The following is a 22,270-nucleotide window of genomic DNA, read 5'->3' as shown; positions in this document are numbered from 1 at the left end:
ACTCCATGCTGCGCCTAGCTAAATACGTTCTCTTCGCCGGAGCTGTCCTCGGCCTGGCCGCTTTCTCGCCCTCTCTGACGGCCCAACGCAAAGCCGCACCGGTGAACTTGTCCTCTGCGCCGGTGCCTGCGCCGATACTGCAAGGCAAGAAGGCGTTCATCTCCTTTGAACTGGGCGACGTCAGCTCATTTCCTTCGACCTACAGCGGCGGCCCGGAACGCGCCTACAACGAGTTCTTCCAGGGCATGCAGGCCTGGGGAAGGTATGAGCTCGTCGCTGACCCGAAGGAGGCGGACGTTATCTTCGCGATCCGCTTCGTCGACCCCCCGGGTCTCGACGACCCGCAGATTCGAGTGGGCGTTACCGACGCGCGTGGACGGGTCTCCCTGTGGGGATTTGCGGAGGAGATCAATGGCGCGATTCGCAAGAAGAGCCGTGACGCCGCCTTCTCGGCCGCAATCGACCAGGTCATCAACGACGTGAAGCTGCTGGTGCAGCCGAACGACGCACATCCGTAGCCTGCACGCAGGCAAGTTTTGAAAGAAAGAAGAACCCCGAATTATGGCAATCTATCTACCCGGAACGGCTGAAGACCAGGCACTCGCGCTCGATGAGATGACGCCGCGCGAGATCGTGGCGGAGCTCGACAAGTATGTCGTCGGCCAGGCCGCCGCGAAGCGCGCGGTCGCCATTGCGTTGCGTAACCGTTCGCGCCGGCAGAAGCTTCCGCCTGAACTCGCCGAAGAGATCATGCCGAAGAACATCCTCATGATTGGCTCGACCGGCGTGGGTAAGACCGAGATCGCGCGGCGGCTGGCGAAGCTTACCAACTCGCCGTTTCTCAAGATCGAAGCCTCGAAGTTCACCGAGGTCGGCTACGTGGGGCGCGATGTCGAATCGATGGTGCGCGACCTCGTCGAGATCGGCATCGACATGGTGCGCGAGGAGAAGCTCGACGAGATTGAAGACCGCGCCGAACTGGCTGCTGAAGACCGGCTGGTCGATCTGCTCGTGCAGCAGGGATCGCCGAGTACTCCGGCTGCGGAGACAGGCCCGCCCGTACCCCGGCTGGTGGTGGCGACAAGCGAAGAGCAGCTTCCTCCCGAGGTGATCGAGATGGCACTGCACCTCAGCGGGCAGAAGCCGCCTGTTGCCGAAGGGGCTCCCGGTGCCTCTCCGGCCCTGGCCGTAGTGCCTAAGACTGACGCGGAACGGGCTCGCGAAAAAGATAAGCTGCGCCAGCAGTTTCGCGAGGGCCGGCTCGACGATCGCATGGTCGAGATTGAGACTCGCGACCGCAACATGCCGCAGATCGAGTTCATTAGCAACCAGCCGCCGGAGGACATGGAGTCGAGCGGCATGAAGGAGATGCTCTCCGGCATGTTCGGCCAGCGCACACGCAAGCGCCCGATGAAGGTCGTCGAGGCCTTCGATTATCTCGTGCAGGAGGAAGAAGGCCGCCTGCTCGACATGGACCAGGTCACCCGCCTGGCGATCGAGCGCGTCGAAGACTCCGGCATGGTCTTCCTCGACGAGATCGACAAGATCGCCGGACGCGAGGGCGGCCACGGTCCGGACATCAGCCGGGAGGGCGTGCAGCGCGACATCCTTCCCATCGTGGAAGGGACGACCGTCAACACGAAGTACGGCATGGTCGCGACGGACCACATTCTCTTCATCGCTGCCGGAGCGTTCCACGTCTCGAAGCCCAGCGACCTCATCCCGGAGCTGCAGGGGCGCTTTCCTATTCGCGTGGAGCTCCAGCCGCTGACCGTGGCCGACTTCCTGCGCATCCTTACCGAGCCGCGGGCGTCGCTGGTGAAGCAGGCAACAGCGCTGCTCGAAACCGAAGGCCTCACGCTGGAGTTCGCTCCCGAGGCGCTGGAAGAGATGGCCAACTTCGCCTTCCAGGTGAATGAGACGACCGAGAACATCGGCGCGCGGCGGCTGCACACCATCATGGAGAAGGTGCTGGACGAGATCAGCTTCCAGGCCCCGGACCTGGTGAAGGCCACCGAGCCGGTTGCCGGGGCAAAGCCTGTGCCCACGTTGCTGGAACGCACAACCGACAAGGGCACACAGCGCGTGCTGCGCGTCGAGCGCGAGTACGTGCAACAGCAGGTTGCCGACATCGTGAAGAACCAGGACCTGAGCCGCTACATCCTGTAGAACTCTGCCTTTGCCTTCGTTTTTTGCTTTTGCCCTTGCCTTTTTGGTTGTCATTCCCGCAGGGAATCTGCTTCTCGAACCACCCCAACTTCAGAAGTAAGGCACGGACGAAGGGGCACGATTGAATCGTGCCCCTCCGTCCGTGCGAGTGCCTCGCATCTGGTTCTGATCTACTTGACGCCTTAACTCTACATATATAGATTTAACCCCATGAAGCTACGTAAGTCATCGCAAACCACACTCGTGCTGGCTGAGTTCCTTCAATGCGAGCAGGAGTGGCGCTATGGCTACGACATCAGCCGCAACACAGGGCTGAAGTCAGGGACGCTGTATCCGATCCTGATGCGGCTGGCAGAGCACCACATGTTGGAGACGAGCTGGGAGGCCACGGAGACAGGCCGTCCGCCGCGCCACATGTATAAGCTGACGAACGACGGCCTGCGGTACGCACGTGAGCAGGTGAGTGCTGCCTCGGTACAGTCTGTGGGGCAACCAGCCTTCGGCGGGGTGACAGCCTAATGACTCTCATTCGCAAATGGGCACTGAAGGTATCGTCTGCGGTTGTGCGCTACGCCTCGCCCGGGTGCAAGGAGTGGGCCGAGGGCCTGGCCCGCGAGGTCGATTTCATCGAGGGAGACTGGGCCGCGCTGAGTTGGGCGATTGGGAGCACGAGAGTGCTGTTGGATCGGCGGCAGGGATCGGCTGGGGCGAAGGTGCCTTTCAAGATTCCAGGCGCTGGGGAATGGATCTTCTGGCTGATGTGCTTCAGCCAGCTCTTCAGCAACTGTTGTGTGGCTATCAGGTCAACGTATGAACCGGAACGGATCGGTTCGGCGCTGATTGCGTCCGGCTGGCTTTACTGGGGAGCGTCTTCGGTTCTGGCGTGGTTTCAGGAGCGGAGGTCGCCGCCTCGGTATGAGGTCGAGGCAACCTTGCTCTTCAGCAGGGCAAAGCTGGAGCGCAGGCTGAAGCGCTTTCGCTCTGTCAGACGATGGTTCCCGGTGCTGGCGACGATCGCAATCTGCTCGGGCCTTGTACTGAATATCGAAGGGGCGTTTGCGGGATTGCATCACGTCTTTAGTGGCGTAGTGATCGCAGGCGGCTTGTTTGCGATACGCCTGGAGTGCCTTGATTCACCCTCGAAGATTGAACATCGAATCTCCCTCATTAATCGGCTGATCGCGCAGAAAAGGGCGGAGGTAAATGATTAATGGCTCTCCTTCGCAAACCTGTTCACGGCTTGGTGACATTACGCCTGCTGAGCTGAACGAGGCGCAGAGCGTCGAAAATTAAACGACAGCCGCTACCCTATACTTGTGCCATCACGCACAGGGGAGTTTCATGACCAGTTCACGCAGTCGCCGGCTGCTCGTTTTGTATGCGTTTCTCATGTTGGTGATCGCCTTCGGGTACGCCCGTTACGACGTCTACATGATGGACGGCGATGGCACGGCCTTCCTGGATATCTCGCAGGCCCTGACCGATGGCCATGCGGGGCTCGCGATCAATGGCTACTGGAATCCCGGTTATCCGGCGGTGCTTGCTGCGGTGCGGATGGTCGTCCACCCCACGCGCTGGACCGAGATGGCGATGGTTCGCTATACGAATGTAGCGATCTTCGGGCTGGGGATATTAGCGTGTCTCTTTCTGACGACCGGCCTGGTGCGGCTCCGTGCACAACGTGGGCCGGGGGAGCCCGGTGCAGCGGTTCCGGACTGGGCTTTGCATCTGCTGGGCCTGACGTTTCTGACCCTGAGCGCCGGCCGTGAATTGCCGCTGGCCACCGTACGCTCCGACACCTTGTTGATGGTGTTGCTGCTGTTGGCGATGGGGCTGGGACTTCGGTTGCAGTCCGGCTCGGGTTTCTGGGCGTGGCCGGTGCTGGGAGCCACGCTGGGCTGCGCCTACCTGGTTAAATCTTTTGCCTTCCTGCCTTCTATGTTTCTGGTGTTGGCGGTGTTGGTCTTTGGACTCACGCGCAAGGGAAGTGAGCGGACCAAGATTGTTACCGGCGCTATCGTCACTGGGATTGTGTTTGCGGTGATTGCTGGGCCCTACGTGCTGGCGATCTCGCGGCAGTTGGGACACCTTTCGACTGGCGACTCCGCGCGGCTGAACTACTGCTACTTCATCGACCAGACCCCGCGCTGGCACGAGTGGTACCTACACGATCTTGGCCACGCCGTGGGGACCTTTACGCATCCGGAAGCCGTCATCGCGACGCAGCCTCCGGTCTTCAGCTTCGCGGCTCATCCGGTGGGGACGTTTCCTCTGTGGTTCGATCCGGCGTACTGGACCGTTGGCCTGACGCCGCACTTCTGGCTCAAAGGGCATGTAGAGCGGTTGATTCGCTGCACGGAATTATTCGTGCGGTATCTGCTGGGCCGGCCCGAAGCCTTCGTTCTGCTGGGCGTGATGCTGGCCTTCGGTGCAATCTGGCCGCGGCGGCGCGCCTCGCTGGTGGGTGGTCCAGCAGTTGTGTGGGGACTGCTGATGCTGGGGATTTACTTTCCTATCGACCTGCAGGAGCGTTACCTGATGGCGCCATTTCTGCTGGTGCTGCTGCCCCTCTTTGCGTGGCTACAGCGCCGGGAAGGGAACGAAGGCGAACGGGTGCGATGGATCGCGGGTGCTCTCGTGGTGCTGATGGCAGGCGTCGCCATGATGCAGGCCGTAAGCTATCTGGCGGAACGGCGCCGCCAGGAGCCGATCGCCCATCGCGGAGAGGCAGGCTACAACCCGGAGACCAATCCCATGGCCGAGGCCCTGGATGCGATGGGGCTCAAGCCCGGCGACAAGATCGCCTGCTTTGGCGATACTGCCTGCTATCTCGACCACCAATGGGCGCGATTGGCGGGCGCGCAGATCCTGGCTGAGGTGGAGACGCCCAACAGCGCCGATCCGCAGCAGGTATGGGATTCGATTCCAGACAAACATGCGGTGACTGAGCCGCTGCAGAAGATGGGTCTGCGGTTTATCGTGACGAAGTTCGCGAACTCGGTGCGGAAGCCCGAGGGCTGGGTGCAGTTGGGGGATAGCGATTTCTTTGCGTATCCGCTGGCGAACGGATCGAAGTGACTTGCCGTTGCTCGTTTTTCGTCGTCATCCTGAGCGGTACGCGAGGGACCCCCGCATTGGTGGGGCACTAACGCAAGGACTGTGCGTCAGGCGCTCTCCATTCTCTGCGTTAGAGGGTTTCTTTCGGCTACCATTGGCTATGGCTTGACCCCGAAGTGCCGCTCGAACAACTCCTTTGCCAGCCGCAGTCCCTCGTCGCTCAACACTACTGATTTGGACTTGCTCTTCGGATCGGAGATATAACCTTTGGCGTGTAACCGATCCATCACGTCCCAGTCATATCCCTTCCACGCTCGCATTACTGGCTCGTCGGGGAACATGGTCAGGGTTAGCAACGCCAGCACGATCTCGTCTACTTTGTTATGGTCGTATTCCATCCCAAGCTCTCAGATGGACAGGATCATAACACCATCCTCCGATATCTTTTAGGTCCTTTGGTCAGGTCTGATAGTGTCTCTTCAATATGTCCCACTTACCTTTGTCCCAACGCAAATCCGAACTACGGTCTTAGAAAAGCACAGGAAGAAACCTGTTGCCCTGCACCACGCGCTCAATACGCACCACGTCGCCATCGATCCAAAACAGAATGACGTAGCGACCGACCACAGCCAGACGTGCATCCTCGCCGACGTCCGGGCGCAATTGGTACATCAGCGGTCTCTGGCCAATGCGATCAATCTCGGCACGTATCTCCCGAATGAAACTCACAGCGCGTCGCGGGTTGTCGGCCGCGATATAGGCCGCGATCTCGTCCAGATCTTCTTCTATGTCTAGCGAGTATTCAACATGCATTAGTCGGTCGCACCTGCCGCGTCGGCGATCGCCTGGTACTTGCGTTCGAGGCGATCCATAACCTCGTCGACCGGCACGTAGGGGCCATTCTTCTCACGGGCAGTCTTCCAAATGCTGCGCAGTTCCTCGACGCCGTTCTGCTGCAGCTGGCGCTTGTGGCTCCAGTCGCGTAGAGCCTCACGCACGACTTCGCTCGAAGAAGAGTATTCGCCGGCATCCACCGCCTGGCGCAGTGAAGCGACCATTTCAGGGGGCAGCGCGATGGAGATTTTTTCGATTGTCGTAGCCATAAGCCCTCCGGTACGAATAATTCCTACCCCGAAACTATCAGTCTTTAGGCTCGCGGTCTAGGGTTCTGAGGTGCTGCCTAACCGCGCCGGATGATCGAGGCAGGTATCGAAAGATAGGTCATGCGCTTGGCCTCTTTGCGGCCCCGGGCGACGGAGTCCAGCACCAGGCCGCAGACCATCGAGAGGAACGACAGCAGCACGATTCCCGTTGAGAGGATGGCCGTCGGAAAGCGTGGGACGAGATGAGTCTGGTGGAACTCGATCAGGATCGGCACGCTCAAGCCCACGCCCAGCACGAACAGGATGACTCCGGCAATTGTGAAGAACTGCAGGGGACGTTGATCCTTGACCAGCGAGACGATGGTCGCGAGGATACGCACACCATCCTTGTAGGTATTCAGCTTTGAGGTGCTGCCTTCGCCCCGATCGCGGTAGGGAGTTTCGAGTTCGCCAAGTGGCATCTTGAGCTCCAGCGCGTGGATGGTCAGCTCGGTTTCGGTCTCGAAGCCGGAGCTCAGGGCCGGGAAGCTCTTGACGAAGCGGCGGCTGAAGACGCGGTAGCCGGAGAGCATGTCCGTAATGCGGTCGCCGAAGATGGAGCGGACGATGCCCGTAAGCATGACGTTGCCGAAGCGATGCCCGCGCCGATACGCGGCGGAGATGTTGGTGACGCGTGTGCCGGTGACCATGTCGATGCCTTCGGTGAAGAGCATGTCGAGCATGGATACGGAGCTGGCGGCTTCGTAGGTGTCGTCGCCGTCGACGAGCACGTAGGCGTCGGCCTCGATATCGGAGAACATGCGGCGTACGACATTGCCCTTGCCCTGCAGCCGCTCGACAGAGACAAACGCCCCGGCAGCCCGGGCGACTTCGATCGTGCGGTCGGTGGAGTTGTTGTCGTAGACGTAGATCGCCGCCGAGGGAAGCTCGCGGGCAAAGGCAGCGATCACTTTGCCAATGGCGGCTTCTTCATTATGGCAGGGGATCAGGACCGCGATACGCGGTGAGGTGTCCTGGACGCTGGCATGCGCGGCCTGATTGGTAGCACGAAGTTCCCCCATTGCCTCCAAAGGCTATCACCGATGGAAGGCCGGGAAAGACACTTTTTCCTCATCACTCTAGAATGGGCGTATGCCGCATATGGAAGAAAGCAGGTTAGAGCGCCTCTTGCGGCTGGCCGCCCTCGGGTTTTCGCTTTTCTTTGTACTGTCATTCCTCTTTATCGCTCTGCATCGACTGCACTATCCGTTTGAGATAGACCGCGTCGAGAGCGGCATGATGACCTCGGTGTGGAGGCTGCGCCACGGCTATCCGCTCTACGCGGCGCCGAGCCTGGAGTGGGCCTCCTACCTGTATGCCCCCCTGTTCTTTTATCTCTCTGCCGCATTGTCCAAGGTCATGGGCCTCAGCTATGCGCCGCTGCGGATGGTGTCGATCCTTTCGACGTTCGGCACCTTTGGCGTGATCTTTCTGATGGTTTGGAAAGAGACCAGGCGGTGGGCCGCCGCGGTGGTGGCTGTCGGCCTCTTTGCCAGCCTGTACGTGCTGGTGCTGGGCTGGTTCGATGTAGGCAGGGTCGATTCGCTGTCGGTCTTCCTGTTTCTCCTGGCGGTGTTGGCGACGCGGCGTGCGCATCCTCTGCTGGCTGCGGTGATGTGGCTGCTGGCCTTCCATGGCAAGCAGACCTTTCTCCCCCTGGGGCTGGCGATCTTCCTGGTGGAGTGGCAGCGACCGAAGCGCATGCTGATGGGCATGGCTGCCTTTGCTGCCATGGCCTGGGCCAGCGTGGCTTGGCTCAACCATCTGACGCAGCACTGGTACAGCTTCTACGCCTTTGGAACGACGGGGTCTCTCGGCTGGGCTCCGCGCGAGGCCGCGATGTTTATGCCGCACGATCTGTTGGAGCCGTTACCAGTAGCCGTGATATTCATCCTGGCTGCTACTCTGCTGGCTCCCATGCGCTGGCGAGAGCGGGAGGGATCATTCTTTGCGATCGTGACCGTCCTGATCGGCGGCGCGGTGTGGTTCGTTCGAGCGCATGGCGGAGCCAATATCAACGCGACGATTCCGCTGTATGCGTGGGTTGCGATTCTGACAGGGGTGGCGATCCACCGACTCCTGGAGCGCTGGGAGGCAGCGGGCAGTCCCACCTTTGCAGTGGGCCGCACGCGTATCACTGTACCTGCGCTGCTATGGATGGCGCTGACGGTGCAGTTGATGGCTCACCTCTATCGTCCCGGACAGGTGCTGCCTATGCAGGGAGCGCTGGAGGGCCGTCAGCAGTTTCTCGCAGACCTGCGAGCGACCCCAGGGGACGTGTGGGTCGTAAACCACAGCTACGATGGCCTGATGGCAGGGAAGCCGATGCACGCGGAGATGGACGCGCTGGATGCGGTTCTGGGCCGGAGTTATCAGCCTGCCGTACAGGAGTTCGATCGTCAGATCGCCGGACAACACTTTACGGCGGTCGTTCTGGATCGTGATCCGGACAGCTATGCGCCTAAGGGGCTCTTTACGGCGGCGCCGTTCAGCAATGTCTATGCCTTGCGTGTTGCGGCTCGCGGTGCGCAGGTGGACCAGCCAACGCTCATCCTGCTGCCGTGCGCGGTTGCGTCCACTGCCCAGCCCCAGAGCGGGTTGCTTCGTCTGTATGTTGGTTTTGTAGACCGCTCCCCGTGCAAGTCTTAGGGGAGACGAGCACAAGAAAATGGCGACCCGAAAGGGTCGCCATTTTGTTTCAGAGCATAAGGAGTTTAGGAGATCTCCGTCAGACGCTCGGTCAGCAAGTGCTCGAGGCCTACGAGGGCCTTGGCGAAGCCGTCAATGCCTTCCTTCAGCTTGTCATGCGCCATCTTGTTCTCTGCGTGCATCTTGTCGAAGGTAGCCTTATCGACCGAAATCTTCTCGATCGGATCGTTCTTGGAGGCAGCCGGATCGAGCTTGCGCGGCAGCGTGCCTTCGCTCGTCTGCAGCTCTTCGAGCAGCTTGGGAGCGATGGTGAGCAGGTCGCAGCCGGCCAGCTCGGTGATCTCGCCGATGTTGCGGAAGCTCGCTCCCATGACAACGGTCTTATAGCCGAACTTCTTGTAGTAGTGATAGATCTCGGTGACCGACTGAACGCCAGGATCGTCGGCACCCTTGTAGTCCTTGCCGGTGTCCTGTTTGTACCAGTCGAGGATGCGGCCTACGAAGGGCGAGATCAGGGTGACGTGCGCTTCGGCGGCGGCGACAGCCTGGTGTATGCCGAAGAGCAGCGTCATGTTGCAGTGGATGCCCTCTTTTTCGAGGATCTCGGCGGCGCGGATGCCCTCCCAGGTGGAGGCGAGCTTGATGAGGACGCGATCGGGGCCGATGCCGGCTGCGGCGTACTGCTTGATGATGTCGCGGGCGGCGGCGAGCGAGCCCTCGGTGTCGTAGCTCAAGCGAGCATCGACCTCGGTGGAGACGCGGCCCGGGACGATCTCAAGGATCTTGAGGCCGAAGGCGACAGCAAGCGACTTGAAGGCGGAGGCGGCAACATCGGCGTTGGAAGCTCCGGCGGGCGCCTTCTCGCGTGCGGTCTTCAGCACACCGTCAACGATGGGCTGATACTCGGGCATGGTGGCGGCCGTTGCGATGAGCGAAGGATTCGTCGTCGCGTCGGTCGGTTTGTACTTCTTGATGGCGTTGATATCGCCGGTATCGGAGACGACGGTCGTCATCGACTTGAGTTGATCCAACAAATTTGCCATTTCAAAACTCCTCGGGGAGGGTTGTGTGGGGCGCGGTTCAAGCGCGTAGGAACTCCATTATAAAGCCCTTTGGCTAAGTCTGGCTGAAGCGGTCTGACAGGCGAAGAATCTTGACGGCTAGATTCGTGCCGCGATGAGCTTTTCGTAAAGATCAATCGTTTGTGCTGCGATGGCAGTCCACGAAAAATGATCTTCCACGCGTTTGCGTCCGGCTTCACCCATCTGTTTTGCCTGCACGGAGTTTGCGAGAAGGGCCGCGATGCGTATGGCGAGATCACGAGCGAACTGCGCCGGGTCGGTGGGGAAGGTTGTGACCGGATCGGCCGTAAAGGACACGAGATGACCGGTTTCACCCTCAACGACGACCTCCAGGATTCCGCCGACCGCCGACGCGACGACCGGTGCACGGCACGCCATCGCTTCCAGGTTGATGATGCCGAAGGGCTCGTAGACCGAGGGGCAGCAGAAGACCGCGCAGTGCGAGTAGAGCTGGATGGCCTCCTGCTTGGTCACCATCTTTTCGATCCAGACAATGTTGCCCCCGGCGGCGCGGGCGGCGTCCACTTTCTCGCGCATCTCGGCGGCGATCTCGGGGGTGTCGGGAGCGCCGGCACAGAGCACCACCTGCGTTCCTGCGGGCAGATGCTGAATGGCCTCGACGAGGTGGGTCACACCCTTCTGCCGCGTGATGCGGCCGACGAACAGGACGTAGGGCCTGGTCTTGTCGACTCCGTACGCGTCCAGCGCGGTAGTGTCGGGCGTCCACTGGTACTGGTTCAGGTCGATCCCGTTATAGATGACGTGGATGCGTGCAGGATCGACGCCGGGATAGGCCTTCAGGATGTCGGCCTTGGTGCCGTTGGAGACGGCGATGACGGCATCGGCGTCGAGGATGGCCGTCTGCTCCATCCACGAACTCAACGCGTAGCCGGAGCCAAGCTGCTCGGCCTTCCAGGCGCGCAGCGGCTCAAGGGAGTGCGTCGTGAGCACGAAGGGGATGTTGTAGAGCTTCTTGGCAAGGAAGCCTGCCATCGAGACGTACCAGGTATGGGTGTGGATGATGTCCAGCTTCTCGAGATGAAGCTGCTGCAGCAGGTTCAGCGAGAGCGCCTCCAGCGCGCCCTTGAACTTGGCCTGCGTGCCGTGCGAGATCAGCGGCCACGGATTCTCGAAGTGAACATCGAGATGCGCCTCGTGCGGCGTTTCGAGCTCGCGCAGCCCATCGTGATCGGGAGCGTCGCCCCAGGCGTGGACCTCGACCTCGATCTTCTTTGCAAGTTCTCGGGAGAGATACTCGACATGGACTCCAGCGCCTCCGTAGACGTAGGGTGGATATTCACGGGTCATCAGGCCTACACGCATTTGGAACTCCAGGAAATCGAACTGCGCAGGGTCGCGCTTGCGCCTCTTAGCGTAGCTCAGGCGCAACGACGAGCATAAATGAGAGGCGGAAACGGTGAAGCTCAAGATTGGGATGATAGCCACAACGGCAGGGATGCTTGCCATGATCTGCACTGCGACCTGCACTGCATCAGGGGGAGTGACGCCTACTTCGATCACGAAGAAGACTCCTGTGGGTGCAGCCAGATCTGCCGAAACCCGGGAAGACGCCCGGCTGAAGGCGATCTATACGGCGGAGTCGGCGTGGCGCAAGGCGCAGCGTGGCGGCTCCGACGATGAGAACGACGAGACGATCCTGCCTGTTCTCCCGAGCGTGGACGAGGCAACGCAGCAGGCTAAGCTGGTGCACTGGACGAAGGTCATGGCGCAGCTTGACGCGCTGAAGGTCGAGGTTCTTTCGCCTGCGGAGAAGGTGAACTATCGGGTCTTTCGCGCACAGATTGCGGTGCTGATTAATGGCCAGAAGTTTCGCTACTACGAGATGCCGGTGAACTCCGACAGTGCGTTCTGGTCGGAACTGTCGGACCCGCCGATTAACTCCTTCAAGACGGCTGAGGACTATAGCCACTACCTTTCGCAGTTGAACGACACCCCGCGCTTCTTCAGTGAGGAGGTCGCGAACATGCGCGCCGGCCTGGCACACCGATTTACTCCCCCGAAGGTGACATTGGAGGGGCGTGATGTTTCGATCGCTACGATTGCGGAGGCGAAGCGGGCAGAGGACACGCCTTACTGGAAGCCCTTCGCCACGATGCCGTCTTCCATCCCTGAAAGCCGCCAGGGTGAGCTTCGGGCTGAGGCACGTACCGCCATCGAGCAGAAGATTATCCCCGCCTATGCGGTTCTGCTTAAGTTCTTTCGCGAAGAGTATGTTCCCGGAGCGCAGGAGGCGCTTGCAGCCGAGAGCCTGCCGAACGGCAAGGCTTACTACCAGGCCAAGATTCTCGAATACACGACAGTCGACCTGACTCCGGAGCAGATCCACGAGATCGGCCTGCACGAGATGGCCGGCATCCACGCGGAGATGCTCGCGGCGATCCAGCAGACGGGCTTCAAGGGCGACTTCCCGGCATTTCTCCAATACCTGCGCACGGATCCCCAGTTCTATGCAAAGACCCCGGAAGAGCTGCTGATGCGGGCGGCGTATATCTCCAAGGAGTTCGACGGTGTATCCGCGCGCTACTTCGGCTACCTGCCGCGACAACGCTTCGCGATTCGTCCGGTCCCGCCGGAGATCGCTCCGTTCTACACCTCGGGCCGCGGTGGTCCGGGAGTCTACTTCGTGAACACCTATGATCTGCCCTCGCGCAGCCTGTACTCGCTACCCGCGCTTACCCTGCATGAGTCGGCGCCGGGCCACGCGTTCCAGATTCCTATTGCGGCGGAGCATAAGGATCTGCCGAAGTTTCGCGGTGCGTATATCTCGGCTTACGGAGAAGGCTGGGCGGTGTACTGCGAGCGGCTGGGGACGGAGATGGGGATCTATCACACGCCCTACGAGACCTTCGGCATGCTGAGCTATCAGGCCTGGCGGGCGGCGCGGCTGGTGGTCGATACGGGCATTCACTCGCAGGGCTGGACCCGGGAACAGGCACGGCAGTATCTCCGCGACAACACGGCGCTTTCAGAGCACGAGGTCGATACCGAGGTGGATCGTTACATCTCCTGGCCGGGGCAGGCGCTCTCGTACTATCTCGGCGAGCTGTCGATCCTGAAGGAGCGTCACAAGGCAGAGGCCTCGTTGGGTGCGAAGTTCAATATCCGGGCGTTCCACGACGCCGTGCTGGAGACGGGTTCCGTGCCGCTGCCGGTGTTGGAAGAGCATCTTGACCAGTGGATCGCGGGCGGCGGGGTAGGGCCTTATCCCGAGATGGAGCGGTAGAGGCGAGCCGTGGGATCGATGGGCTACACTGTTGGCCTTCGGCTGCAAGATATAGTTCCGCGAGTTGAGCAAATGAGATTCCATTTGCAATATAGTGAAAACTTCGAGTCATGCTGTGCGAAGAAGCAACAGGAGAAATGAATGCGTCCAACTCTTTCTATGGCCGGTCTCCCGGTCTGTGCCCTTTGTCTGTTCGCCTTTGCCGCTGGAGTGCCGTCGCTGGCCCAGGATCATCATGGCAATGACAAAACCGCCGTTACAACGACTACTACCGTTGCCTCTGAAACAGAGAAGAAGCCTGTAGCGCTTCCGGCAGACTCCATCACCGAGGGCTCCGTAGTTGCGGGTGGCAAGACGATCGCCTACAAGGCCGTCGCCGGCATGCTGACTGTCGGTTCGAGCGACGCGCAGGACGCGACCCTGGGCCTGGACGGCAAGCTGCTGCCGGACTCCGGTATCGATCTGCCCGCCAAGCCTGAAGATCAGCCCGCGACCGCGCGCATTTTTTATACGGCGTACTTCGCCAAGGGCTCGGACACGGGAACGCGGCCGGTAGTGTTCTTCTACAACGGCGGGCCGGGTTCGGCGACGATGTATCTGCGCATGGGCAGCATGTCGCCGGTACGGGTGCTGACGCCGGACACGCAGCACCAGTTCGGCGGACCGTACAAGACGGTGCCGAACCAATACAGCCTGTTGGACACCGCCGACCTGGTCTTCATTGACGCGCCGGGCACAGGCTACAGCCGCGTAATGGGCAAGGACGCGTTCAAGTCGTTCTACGGCATCGACCAGGATGCGGGCGCGTTTGACCGCTTCATCCGCCGCTTCCTGACCAAGTATGATCGCTGGTCGTCGCCCAAGTTCCTCTTCGGCGAAAGCTACGGCACCACGCGCGACGCCGTGCTGAGCGCGACGCTGCAACAGCATGGTGTGGACTTGAACGGAGTCGTGCTGCTGAGCCAAATCCTGAGCTTCGACAACTCGGCCGATGGCTCTGACGGCAACCCCGGAACAGACAACGGCTTCTTCCTCGCGCTGCCGAGCTTCGCGGCGACCGCTTGGTATCACCACAAGATTCCGAACCAGCCCGCGGAGCTTGAGCCCTGGCTGCATGAGGTGGAGCAGTACTCCATCGGAGACTACGCCTCGGCCCTGCTGCAGGGCGCGGACCTTGACCCCACGAAGAAGGCTGCCGTGGCGGCGAAGCTGGAGAGCTACACCGGCGTTCCCCAGGCTCTGTGGCTGAAGGCTAATCTGCGGCTGACGGGTGGCGAGTTCTCCAAGTACCTGCAGGATGGCAGCGACACGACGACAGGCCGTCTGGACTCACGCTATGAGGGACCGCACCTCGACCCGCTCAGCGCGAGCGCTGACTATGATCCGTTCACTGAGTCCATCGAGGCTGCTTTCATGTCGGCGATGAATACGTATGCGCACCAGACGCTGAAGTTCGGCGAGAACATGACCTACAAGTCGAGCGCGCGCGAGCCCGGCTGGACCTGGGACATGAAGCATAATGGCCCCGGCGGAGGTCAGGGTTCGGGCGTGAACGTCTCGGCTGACCTGGCCTACACGATGAAGGTGAACCCGAAGATGCATGTGCTGCTGATGGGCGGCTACTTTGATCTGGGCACGCTGTACTTTGCCGCAACCTACGAGATGAAGCACTTGCCCCTCCCCACCTCGCTGCAGAAGAACATCTCGTACAAGTTCTTCCCCACCGGCCATATGGTCTATGTGAATGAAGACGCGCTGCATGGACTGCATGACCGGACGGCGGCGTTCATCAAGGAGAATGAAGGCGGCGGCCAGTAGGTTCGTCTTCGAGTGATAACAACAAAGGCCGGGCATTTTGCCTGGCCTTTGTTGTCATATTTTCTTTATAGGCCCTGGATATTTGGCAAGTGTCGAATCAACCGTCAGCAAAGTAATGCCTCCACTGTGGCTTGTGCAACGAGGATGCGATCGAAAGGATCTCCGTGGATTGTACTGGCCCATTCTGCGCCTTTAAATACCTAGGCTCTGCAGCGCGGTTTCGATAATGAAATCAGCGTCCTGTTGCGGCGTGCGGTCGGTGAGGCCGTCGAGGCGGCGTTCGTTGCAGCCGCGAACCATGTCGAGGATGGCCCAGGAGAGCGTATCGAAGTTCCCGGGAGGCAGCTCGCCCGAGGCAACGCCTTCCTCGAAGATCGCGAGAAGGCTGTCGTGGCCGACACGCAGAACGTCATTGGTCTGGCGGCGGTGCTTTTGTTCGCGGCCTACGGTGAGCAGCAGGCGATAAAGATTTTCCTGGTCGAGCCAGAACTTCAACCGGATGGCGATGGCGGCGGCCAACTTGTCCCGCACGCCGCTGGCCTCCGACACGCGCTCTGCCACCAGCGACTGCAACTGCCCGATGGCGTGAAGTACGGCGGTCGCGTAGATGTCTTCCTTGGACTTGAAGTAAAGATAAAGCGTGCCCTTGGCAATCTTTGCGGCAGCGGCGACGTCTTCGGCGCGGGTATCCGCGAAACCCTTCTTTCCAAAGACCTTGATGGCGGCAGCAAGAATCTCCCGACGGCGCAGGTCGGTGAGCACGCGGCGGCTGGACGAGGGTTTGGAGACGGAGGGCACGAAATCAACCTAGCATAATTGAGTCCATCGGCCCCATAGATGCTCTAATGACTGAGGAGTCATTTTTGTGACTGGTGGGTCAACATCCGTCGAAGAGTTGCTGGAGCTTGAACCGGAGGCACTGCTGGACCGTGACCTCTGGCCGCATGTCGCACCTGAAAAGGCGCCGGAACCTCGTATCTTCAATCCGTGGATCATCGCGCTGGTCGTAACGATGGGCACATTCATGGAGGTGCTGGACACCTCCATTGCGAACGTTGCACTGCCGCACATTGCAGGCAGCCTCTCCGCCTCGCAGGATGAGAGCACCTGGGTCCTGACGAGCTATCTCGTGGCCAATGCGATCATCCTCCCCATCAGCGGCTGGATCTCCAGCGTGATGGGGCGCAAGAACTTTTATCTCGTTTCTGTCGTGCTGTTCACGGTGTTTTCGGCACTCTGCGGCCTGGCCCCCACGCTGGGAATGCTGGTCGTGTTTCGCGTGCTGCAGGGGCTTGCCGGTGGCGGCTTGCAGCCCTCCGTGCAGGCGATCCTGGCCGATGCCTTTCCGGGAGAGAAGCGCGGCATGGCGATGGCGGTCTACACGGTAGCGATTCTGTGCGCGCCTGTGCTCGGGCCGACGCTGGGCGGCTGGATCACGGATAACTACTCGTGGCGCTGGATCTTCTATATCAACATTCCGGTCGGAATCCTGTGCGCGTTCTTTACGCGCATGGTGCTGGTCGACCCGGAGCACCTGACAGCGAAACGCCTGCTGCAGAAGGGCAAGAAGCTGCAGATCGATATGGGCGGCCTGGCCTTGGTGAGCCTGGGACTGGCGTCGCTGGAGATCGTGCTCGACCGCGGGCAGGAGCTGGACTGGCTGGGCTCGACGTTTATCTCGTGGTGCGCGGCGATTGCTGTCTTCTCCATCATCGGAGCCATCGTGTGGGAGCTGCACGTAAAGAATCCCGTGGTGAACCTGCGGCTTCTGAAAGAACGCAACTTCCTGTTCTGCTGCATGATCGTGCTGGGACTCTACACGGCGCTATACGCCACGACATTCCTTATGCCCCAGTACATGCAGGAGTTGATGGGGTATGACGCGACCACGGCCGGATTGGCGGTCTCTCCGGCGGGCCTGGTGACGATGGTCGAAGTGCCGATGATCGGTTGGCTATTGAGCAAGGGCACGGATGCGCGGCGAATGATCTTCGTAGGCATCGTCACGATCGCGCTGGGGACCTGGTGGCTTTCTCTGGGCAATCTGCAGATGGCCGAATCCAACCTGATCTGGCCGCGTGTCCTGCAAATTATGGGCCTGGGCATGACCACGGTGCCGCTCAGCACGATCATGTTCCGCTTCCTGCCGGCAGACCAGAGCAGCAACGCGGCGGGCATCTACGCGCTGGTACGCAACGAGGGCGGTAGCATCGGGATTGCGCTTTCGAGCACCTTCCTGCAGCGCGCCCAGCAGACGCACCAGACCTATCTCGCGGCGAATCTGACGACGAGCAATACGCTGGCGATGCAGGCCTCGCATGCGATGGGGGCGGTACAGAGAGGTTCAGCCTCGGACCAGGCCTATGCGGGGCTGGCGCTGCTGTATGCGCAGGTGCATCGGCAGGCTTCGTTGCTGGCTTATATGGATCAGTACCGCATGTTTGGATATCTGCTGGCCGCCATGCTGCCGTTGGTGTTCTTCCTGAAGCGCCCACCGAAGATCGTGGGCAAGATTGAGCTTGAGGCTCATTAGGCACAGAGACCAGCCGAGAGGGCGATCTATCCGGGGGTAAGTAGTGTCTGGCGAATTGGAAACCGATTTCAGACCGAAACCAAACTCGCTGCGCGCATAGCCTTTTTTCGTTTCCCCCAGAATCGTCATCCTGAGCGGAGCGTCCCGGCCTTTGGGGACGCGGAGTCGAAGGACCCCGAGGGTTGCCATCTAACCTATGCCCTTTGGAGCTTTTCTACCTCGAGCGCCCGAGCCTGGACGTTCGCACTGGAAAAGCTCCTAACCTTCTCGGCGAGATAAAAGCCCCTCGGGGTCCTTCGACTCCGCACCTCGCAAAAAACGCGAGGCGCTACGCTCAGGATGACGTTCCTGTAGGAGGGGAAAAATATAGGACGCGCCCTTTCAGGGCTACACCTTTTCCTTCCCCTGTAACCCAGGGTTTCATCCTCGGAGCAGAGCGCAATGCAAATGTTTGTGGCGCGCTTTAGGTCATCGCCTTGGGCTTTGATTAAACCACCCTTCGGGGCTTTTCATATTTGCTCAACAAACCTCCGCCCAAAAATACTTCGAAAACAGTGAACGGTTTTGCGGTTTGCCCGGTCTTGGATAGTGAAGGGACAGGATGCAGCCGAAGACCATGACAGTCCCCCAAGAATCACGCGAGGCCGCCTTTGCGCGGATCGTCGCCGAGCACGCACGCTTCCTTTACCGCGTCGCTTATAGCCTTCTGCGCCATCCGCAGGATGCGGAAGACGCCGTGCAGGACGCGCTGCTCAAGCTGTATCGCGGCGAGTCCTGGCGGGGGATGGAGGACGAGCGGGCATTCCTGGCGAGGGTGGTCTGGCGGTCGGCGCTGGATCGAGTACGAATGCGCTCTGTCGGAGTTGAGGACGAAGACGCCGAGCTGCGATTGCAGGATGTGCGGCCATCGCCGGAGTCGGCGGCAGCGGAGAGCGATGAGCATGCGTTGTTGCATGAGCTCATCGAAGATCTGCCGCTGGAACTGCGTGAGCCGCTGCTGCTCACCGCGATGGAAGAGCTGAGTTCGAAGGAGGTTGGCCTGATGCTGGGGCTACCCGAAGGCACGGTACGGACGCGACTGATGCGGGCCAGGGCCGCTCTGCGAGAGCAGTTCCGGGAGCGGTTTGAAGAGAGAAGTCAGGCAGTAGCAGGAACAAGGAGACGGTGATGAGCGAAGTGATTGCAATCCAGGAGTTCGGAGAGTTTGACACGCTGCTGCAGCATGTTCTGCGCGATCGCGTTACGGCGACCGCCCCCGGAGGGCTGGAACAAAGACTGCTGGCGAGGCTGGCGCAGCAAGAGACCGCGCGTCCGTTCGCTTTCGACGAACGCGTTGTCACACAGCGCAGTGCGGCTTCCCTGTGGGTAGCTGTCGGGGCGCATGCAGCGGCGATCCTGGCAATCTTCACGGTGGTATCGCAGCATATGCAGACCGCTCAGCCGAAGGTAAAAGTGATGGCGACGCTGACAGTACCCCCACCGCTGGTTGCGCCGAAGCGGGTCAGCATCGGCGGTGGCGGAGGCCAGCATGATCTTGCGCCGGTTACTCAGGGGCATCTACCGAAGCTCGCACAGCAGCAGTTTCTGCCTCCGAAGGCCCCACCGACTGCCGCGCCGAAGCTGGCGGTTGAGCCGAGCGTCGTCGTTCAACCCGACCTGAAGATGGCCACCAACACGATGCCCAATATCGGTGTGCCGACCTCTTCGCTCAAAGGTTTTTCCATGGGCAATGGAACCGGGACCGGCATAGGGTCGGGTGTCGGGGACGGGGTCGGGCTGGGCTCGGGAGGGAATACCGGTGGAGGAGTCATGCGGGTCGGCGGCTCGGTGCATGCACCGCTGCTGATCCACGAGGTAGATCCACAGTTCTCCGAAGAGGCCCGCAAGGCGAAGTTCTCCGGCAATGTGGTGGTCTATCTCATCGTCGACGAACAGGGCGATCCGTCGCATGTTCGCGTGGCCCGGGGCGTAGGTATGGGGCTGGATGAGAAGGCTGTCGAAGCTGTTCGCGAGTACAGGTTCAAGCCAGCAATGCAGAACGGCAAGCCGGTCAGGGTGGAGATGAATGTCGAGGTCAACTTCCAGATCTTCTAACGCGTTGCATAAAAGCAAAAGCCTCGACGCAAAGAAAGCCAAGTTTCGCTACGGCAACCGTGGCGAAACTTGGCTCTTTTCTTAGCGTTCTTTGCGTCAAGGCTTTGGGGATGAGCGAATTGCCTCGGATCAGCCAGGTGCAACTGCGAGAGCAAAATCATTTGTATCCTGTTTCGTCTGTTGGGCGTTAGAGTATCGGTACGCGCTATAAATGGCGAAACAGGAGTGGACATGCGGGAACGAGTGAGAAGATCGGCCGTTGTGCTGACGGCCATGCTGGTTTTAGGCAGTGGAGCGCGCATGCTCGCGCAACAGGGACCGTCCGATAGTACGGATACAGATAAGTACGTGTGGCTGGAAGACGTGTCGAGCGACCGTTCTATGAACTGGGTGAAGGACGAGAACGAGCGCACAGCCAAGGTGCTCGAGAACGACCCGCACTTCGCGGCGTATCACGAGGAGGCCCTGAAGCTGTCGCAGGCGCCGGATCGTCTGCCGTACCCCGATCTTCGCGGGGGCGATGTCTACAACTTCTGGCGCGATGCGGAACACGTCAACGGAATCTTCCGCAAGACCAGCCTCTCCGACTATCTCACCCTGCAGCCGAAGTGGCAGACCGTGATCGACTATGACGCGCTGGGCAAGCAGGACAGCGTCAAGTGGGTTTCGCATGGCCTGGACTGCCTCTATCCGGGCGACCACTACTGCCTGGTCGGGCTCTCCGCCGGTGGCGAAGACGCAGACACGATGCGCGAGTTCGATCTGAAGACCGGCAAGTTCGTAGAAGGCGGCTTCACGCTGCCGCACAGCAAACAGAGCGCCAGCTGGCTGGACAAAGACACGCTGTTGATCGCGCGCGACTGGGGCCCGGGCACGATGACCAAGTCGGGCTACCCGTTTGTAGTGAAAGAGTGGAAGCGCGGCACGCCGCTCGACACCGCGAAAGAGGTCTTCCGCGGGCAGGAGTCGGATATCAGCGCCGGAGCCTATACCCTCCACGATACAAAGGGCCACTCGCTGACGGTGTTTACGCGTGGCGTCAGCTTCTTCGAGTCGCAGAGCTTCGTCCAGACTCCGCAGGGGCTGAAGCAGTTGTCGATTCCGCTAAAGGCCAATCTCTCCGGAATGATCGACGGCCGCGTGCTGCTTTCTATCAATGAAGACTGGACGCCCGCGGGCCAGTCGAAGAGCTTCAGGCAGGGATCACTGCTTGAGATGAACCTGGCGGAGGTGGTGAAGGACCCCGCGCATCTGAAGCCGACCGTCGTCTTTGAGCCGACGGCGCAGGAGTTCCTGCAGGGTGTCGATACGACAAAAACCCGCCTGCTGCTCACCACGCTCAATCACGTACAGGGCAAGGCTTATATCTACACTCCCACTGCAAACGGCTGGACGAAGAAGAGCTTGCCGGTGCCGGAGAACTCGACGGTCGGCGTCATAACCACCAATGAGAGCGACGATACGTTCTTCCTCTCCATCACGGGCTTCCTGACGCCCTCGTCATTATGGCTGGGCGATGCGGCCACGACTTCGCTGAAGCTGCAGAAGACTGAGCCGGCGCGTTTTGATGCGTCGAAGGATGTGGTCGAGCAACTGGAGGCGACCTCGAAGGACGGAACGAAGGTGCCGTACTTTGTCGTGCACCGCAAGGACCTCAAGTACGACGGCTCCAACGCAACATTGCTGAATGCTTATGGCGGGTTTGAGGTTGCCGAGACGCCCTCGTACTCGGCGAACATCGGCAAGCTGTGGCTGGAGAACGGCGGCGTCTTTGTGCTGGCGAACATCCGCGGCGGCGGCGAGTTCGGCCCGGCGTGGCACGAGGCTGGCCTCAAGACACATCGTCAGCGCATCTATGACGACTTTGCGGCAGTTGGCGAAGACCTGATCGCCCGCAAGATCACCTCACCGAAGCACCTGGGCATCATGGGCGGATCGAATGGCGGTCTGCTGATGGGCGTCGAGATGACGCAGCATCCGGACCTCTGGAACGCAGTCGTCATCCAGGTGCCTTTGCTCGATATGCTGCGCTTCGAGCAGATCGCCGCCGGCGCAAGCTGGGTGGGCGAGTACGGTTCGGTTTCGATTCCGGAGCAGCGCACGTTCCTGGCATCGATCTCGCCGTACAACCAGCTCAAGCCGGATGTGAAGTATCCCGAGCCGCTGATCTTCACCACCACCAAGGACGATCGTGTAGGTCCACAGCATGCCCGCAAGTTCGCCGCGAAGATGGAGGAGTATCACGAGCCGTTCTTCTACGACGAGATCATCGAAGGCGGCCATGCGGCGGGTGCGGACCTCAAGGAGCAGGCCAAGACCTGGGCCCTGACGTATACCTACCTGACGCGGAAGTTGATGGGGGAGTAGGGACTTAGCGAAAGGCAGGGGATTTTTTGTTCTTGCTTTTGCTTTTCTAGTTGTCATTCCGAGCGTAGCGAGTGAACCTGCTGTCTCCCGGTTTTCGCTTGTACTACCTTCAGAA

19 protein-coding genes are annotated in these 22,270 nt (G+C 60.4%); 12 read left to right on the top strand and 7 right to left on the bottom strand.

Annotation, left to right across the window (positions count from 1 at the left end; translation table 11 throughout):
• The first annotated feature begins 5 nt into the window (after window positions 1-5).
• The 5 genes from ACIX8_RS23275 to ACIX8_RS23255 all read left to right on the top strand — a co-directional run bounded on the left by ACIX8_RS23275 (window position 6) and on the right by ACIX8_RS23255 (window position 5,247).
• Window positions 6-518, top strand: coding sequence for a hypothetical protein (locus ACIX8_RS23275; RefSeq protein ID WP_014267854.1), 513 nt, complete (start codon window positions 6-8; stop codon window positions 516-518).
• Window positions 519-561: 43 nt separating this feature from the next.
• Complete coding sequence (hslU, locus tag ACIX8_RS23270) at window positions 562-2,169, top strand: ATP-dependent protease ATPase subunit HslU (protein WP_014267853.1); 1,608 nt, start codon at window positions 562-564, stop codon at window positions 2,167-2,169.
• A 210-nt stretch (window positions 2,170-2,379) separates the two neighbouring features.
• Entirely contained in the window at window positions 2,380-2,688 is a 309-nt protein-coding gene (locus tag ACIX8_RS23265) for a PadR family transcriptional regulator (protein ID WP_014267852.1), read from the top strand.
• Window positions 2,688-3,380: a hypothetical protein gene (locus ACIX8_RS23260; protein ID WP_014267851.1), complete on the top strand. Its 693-nt coding sequence runs from the start codon at window positions 2,688-2,690 to the stop codon at window positions 3,378-3,380. Before ACIX8_RS23265 ends, ACIX8_RS23260 begins: the two co-directional genes overlap by 1 nt.
• A 130-nt stretch (window positions 3,381-3,510) precedes the next feature.
• Complete coding sequence (locus tag ACIX8_RS23255) at window positions 3,511-5,247, top strand: hypothetical protein (protein WP_014267850.1); 1,737 nt, start codon at window positions 3,511-3,513, stop codon at window positions 5,245-5,247.
• A gap of 137 nt (window positions 5,248-5,384) precedes the next feature.
• On the opposite strand, the gene ACIX8_RS23250 is transcribed toward ACIX8_RS23255, so the two are convergent.
• The 4 genes from ACIX8_RS23250 to ACIX8_RS23235 form a co-directional block, all read right to left on the bottom strand.
• The gene (locus tag ACIX8_RS23250) at window positions 5,385-5,624 is read right to left on the bottom strand and encodes a DUF6429 family protein (protein WP_014267849.1); all 240 of its coding nucleotides are present in this window, start codon (window positions 5,622-5,624) and stop codon (window positions 5,385-5,387) included.
• 130 nt (window positions 5,625-5,754) lie between these two features.
• Entirely contained in the window at window positions 5,755-6,039 is a 285-nt protein-coding gene (locus tag ACIX8_RS23245; RefSeq protein ID WP_014267848.1) for a type II toxin-antitoxin system RelE/ParE family toxin, read from the bottom strand.
• On the bottom strand, window positions 6,039-6,329 hold the full coding sequence (locus ACIX8_RS23240) for a ribbon-helix-helix domain-containing protein (protein WP_014267847.1): 291 nt from the start codon (window positions 6,327-6,329) through the stop codon (window positions 6,039-6,041). The genes ACIX8_RS23245 and ACIX8_RS23240 overlap by 1 nt, the downstream gene beginning before the upstream one ends.
• A gap of 77 nt (window positions 6,330-6,406) precedes the next feature.
• Complete coding sequence (locus tag ACIX8_RS23235) at window positions 6,407-7,390, bottom strand: glycosyltransferase family 2 protein (RefSeq protein ID WP_014267846.1); 984 nt, start codon at window positions 7,388-7,390, stop codon at window positions 6,407-6,409.
• 106 nt (window positions 7,391-7,496) lie between these two features.
• On the opposite strand from ACIX8_RS23235, the gene ACIX8_RS23230 reads away from it, so the two are divergent.
• Window positions 7,497-9,017, top strand: coding sequence for a glycosyltransferase 87 family protein (locus tag ACIX8_RS23230; protein ID WP_190273725.1), 1,521 nt, complete (start codon window positions 7,497-7,499; stop codon window positions 9,015-9,017).
• A 65-nt stretch (window positions 9,018-9,082) separates the two neighbouring features.
• Here ACIX8_RS23230 and ACIX8_RS23225 read toward each other — a convergent pair whose 3' ends face one another.
• Window positions 9,083-10,060, bottom strand: coding sequence for a transaldolase (locus ACIX8_RS23225; RefSeq protein ID WP_014267844.1), 978 nt, complete (start codon window positions 10,058-10,060; stop codon window positions 9,083-9,085).
• 117 nt (window positions 10,061-10,177) lie between these two features.
• On the bottom strand, window positions 10,178-11,620 hold the full coding sequence (gene glgA, locus ACIX8_RS23220; RefSeq protein ID WP_223295422.1) for a glycogen synthase: 1,443 nt from the start codon (window positions 11,618-11,620) through the stop codon (window positions 10,178-10,180).
• Between the two features lie 13 nt (window positions 11,621-11,633).
• On the opposite strand from glgA, the gene ACIX8_RS23215 reads away from it, so the two are divergent.
• Together ACIX8_RS23215 and ACIX8_RS23210 are read left to right on the top strand one after the other, a co-directional pair.
• Window positions 11,634-13,343 (top strand): DUF885 domain-containing protein, encoded by a 1,710-nt coding sequence (locus ACIX8_RS23215; protein WP_014267842.1) that lies wholly within the window; start codon window positions 11,634-11,636, stop codon window positions 13,341-13,343.
• A 141-nt stretch (window positions 13,344-13,484) separates the two neighbouring features.
• Entirely contained in the window at window positions 13,485-15,161 is a 1,677-nt protein-coding gene (locus ACIX8_RS23210) for a S10 family peptidase (RefSeq protein ID WP_014267841.1), read from the top strand.
• Window positions 15,162-15,353: 192 nt separating this feature from the next.
• Here ACIX8_RS23210 and ACIX8_RS24945 read toward each other — a convergent pair whose 3' ends face one another.
• Entirely contained in the window at window positions 15,354-15,959 is a 606-nt protein-coding gene (locus ACIX8_RS24945) for a TetR/AcrR family transcriptional regulator (protein WP_014267840.1), read from the bottom strand.
• A 67-nt stretch (window positions 15,960-16,026) separates the two neighbouring features.
• Here ACIX8_RS24945 and ACIX8_RS23200 point away from each other — a divergent pair, with 67 nt between their 5' ends.
• From ACIX8_RS23200 to ACIX8_RS23185, 4 genes are all read left to right on the top strand, one after another.
• Window positions 16,027-17,694, top strand: a complete 1,668-nt coding sequence (locus ACIX8_RS23200; protein WP_014267839.1) for a DHA2 family efflux MFS transporter permease subunit — start codon at window positions 16,027-16,029, stop codon at window positions 17,692-17,694.
• 616 nt (window positions 17,695-18,310) lie between these two features.
• Window positions 18,311-18,862: an RNA polymerase sigma factor gene (locus tag ACIX8_RS23195; RefSeq protein WP_150110718.1), complete on the top strand. Its 552-nt coding sequence runs from the start codon at window positions 18,311-18,313 to the stop codon at window positions 18,860-18,862.
• The gene (locus tag ACIX8_RS23190) at window positions 18,862-19,788 is read left to right on the top strand and encodes an energy transducer TonB (RefSeq protein WP_014267837.1); all 927 of its coding nucleotides are present in this window, start codon (window positions 18,862-18,864) and stop codon (window positions 19,786-19,788) included. Before ACIX8_RS23195 ends, ACIX8_RS23190 begins: the two co-directional genes overlap by 1 nt.
• A gap of 231 nt (window positions 19,789-20,019) precedes the next feature.
• Window positions 20,020-22,155 (top strand): prolyl oligopeptidase family serine peptidase, encoded by a 2,136-nt coding sequence (locus ACIX8_RS23185; protein WP_014267836.1) that lies wholly within the window; start codon window positions 20,020-20,022, stop codon window positions 22,153-22,155.
• Window positions 22,156-22,270: the final 115 nt, after the last annotated feature.

The organism is Granulicella mallensis MP5ACTX8, assembly GCF_000178955.2.
GTDB classification, from domain to species: Bacteria; Acidobacteriota; Terriglobia; order Terriglobales; family Acidobacteriaceae; genus Granulicella; species Granulicella mallensis.
This window is presented reverse-complemented; position numbering and strand designations above follow the sequence as displayed.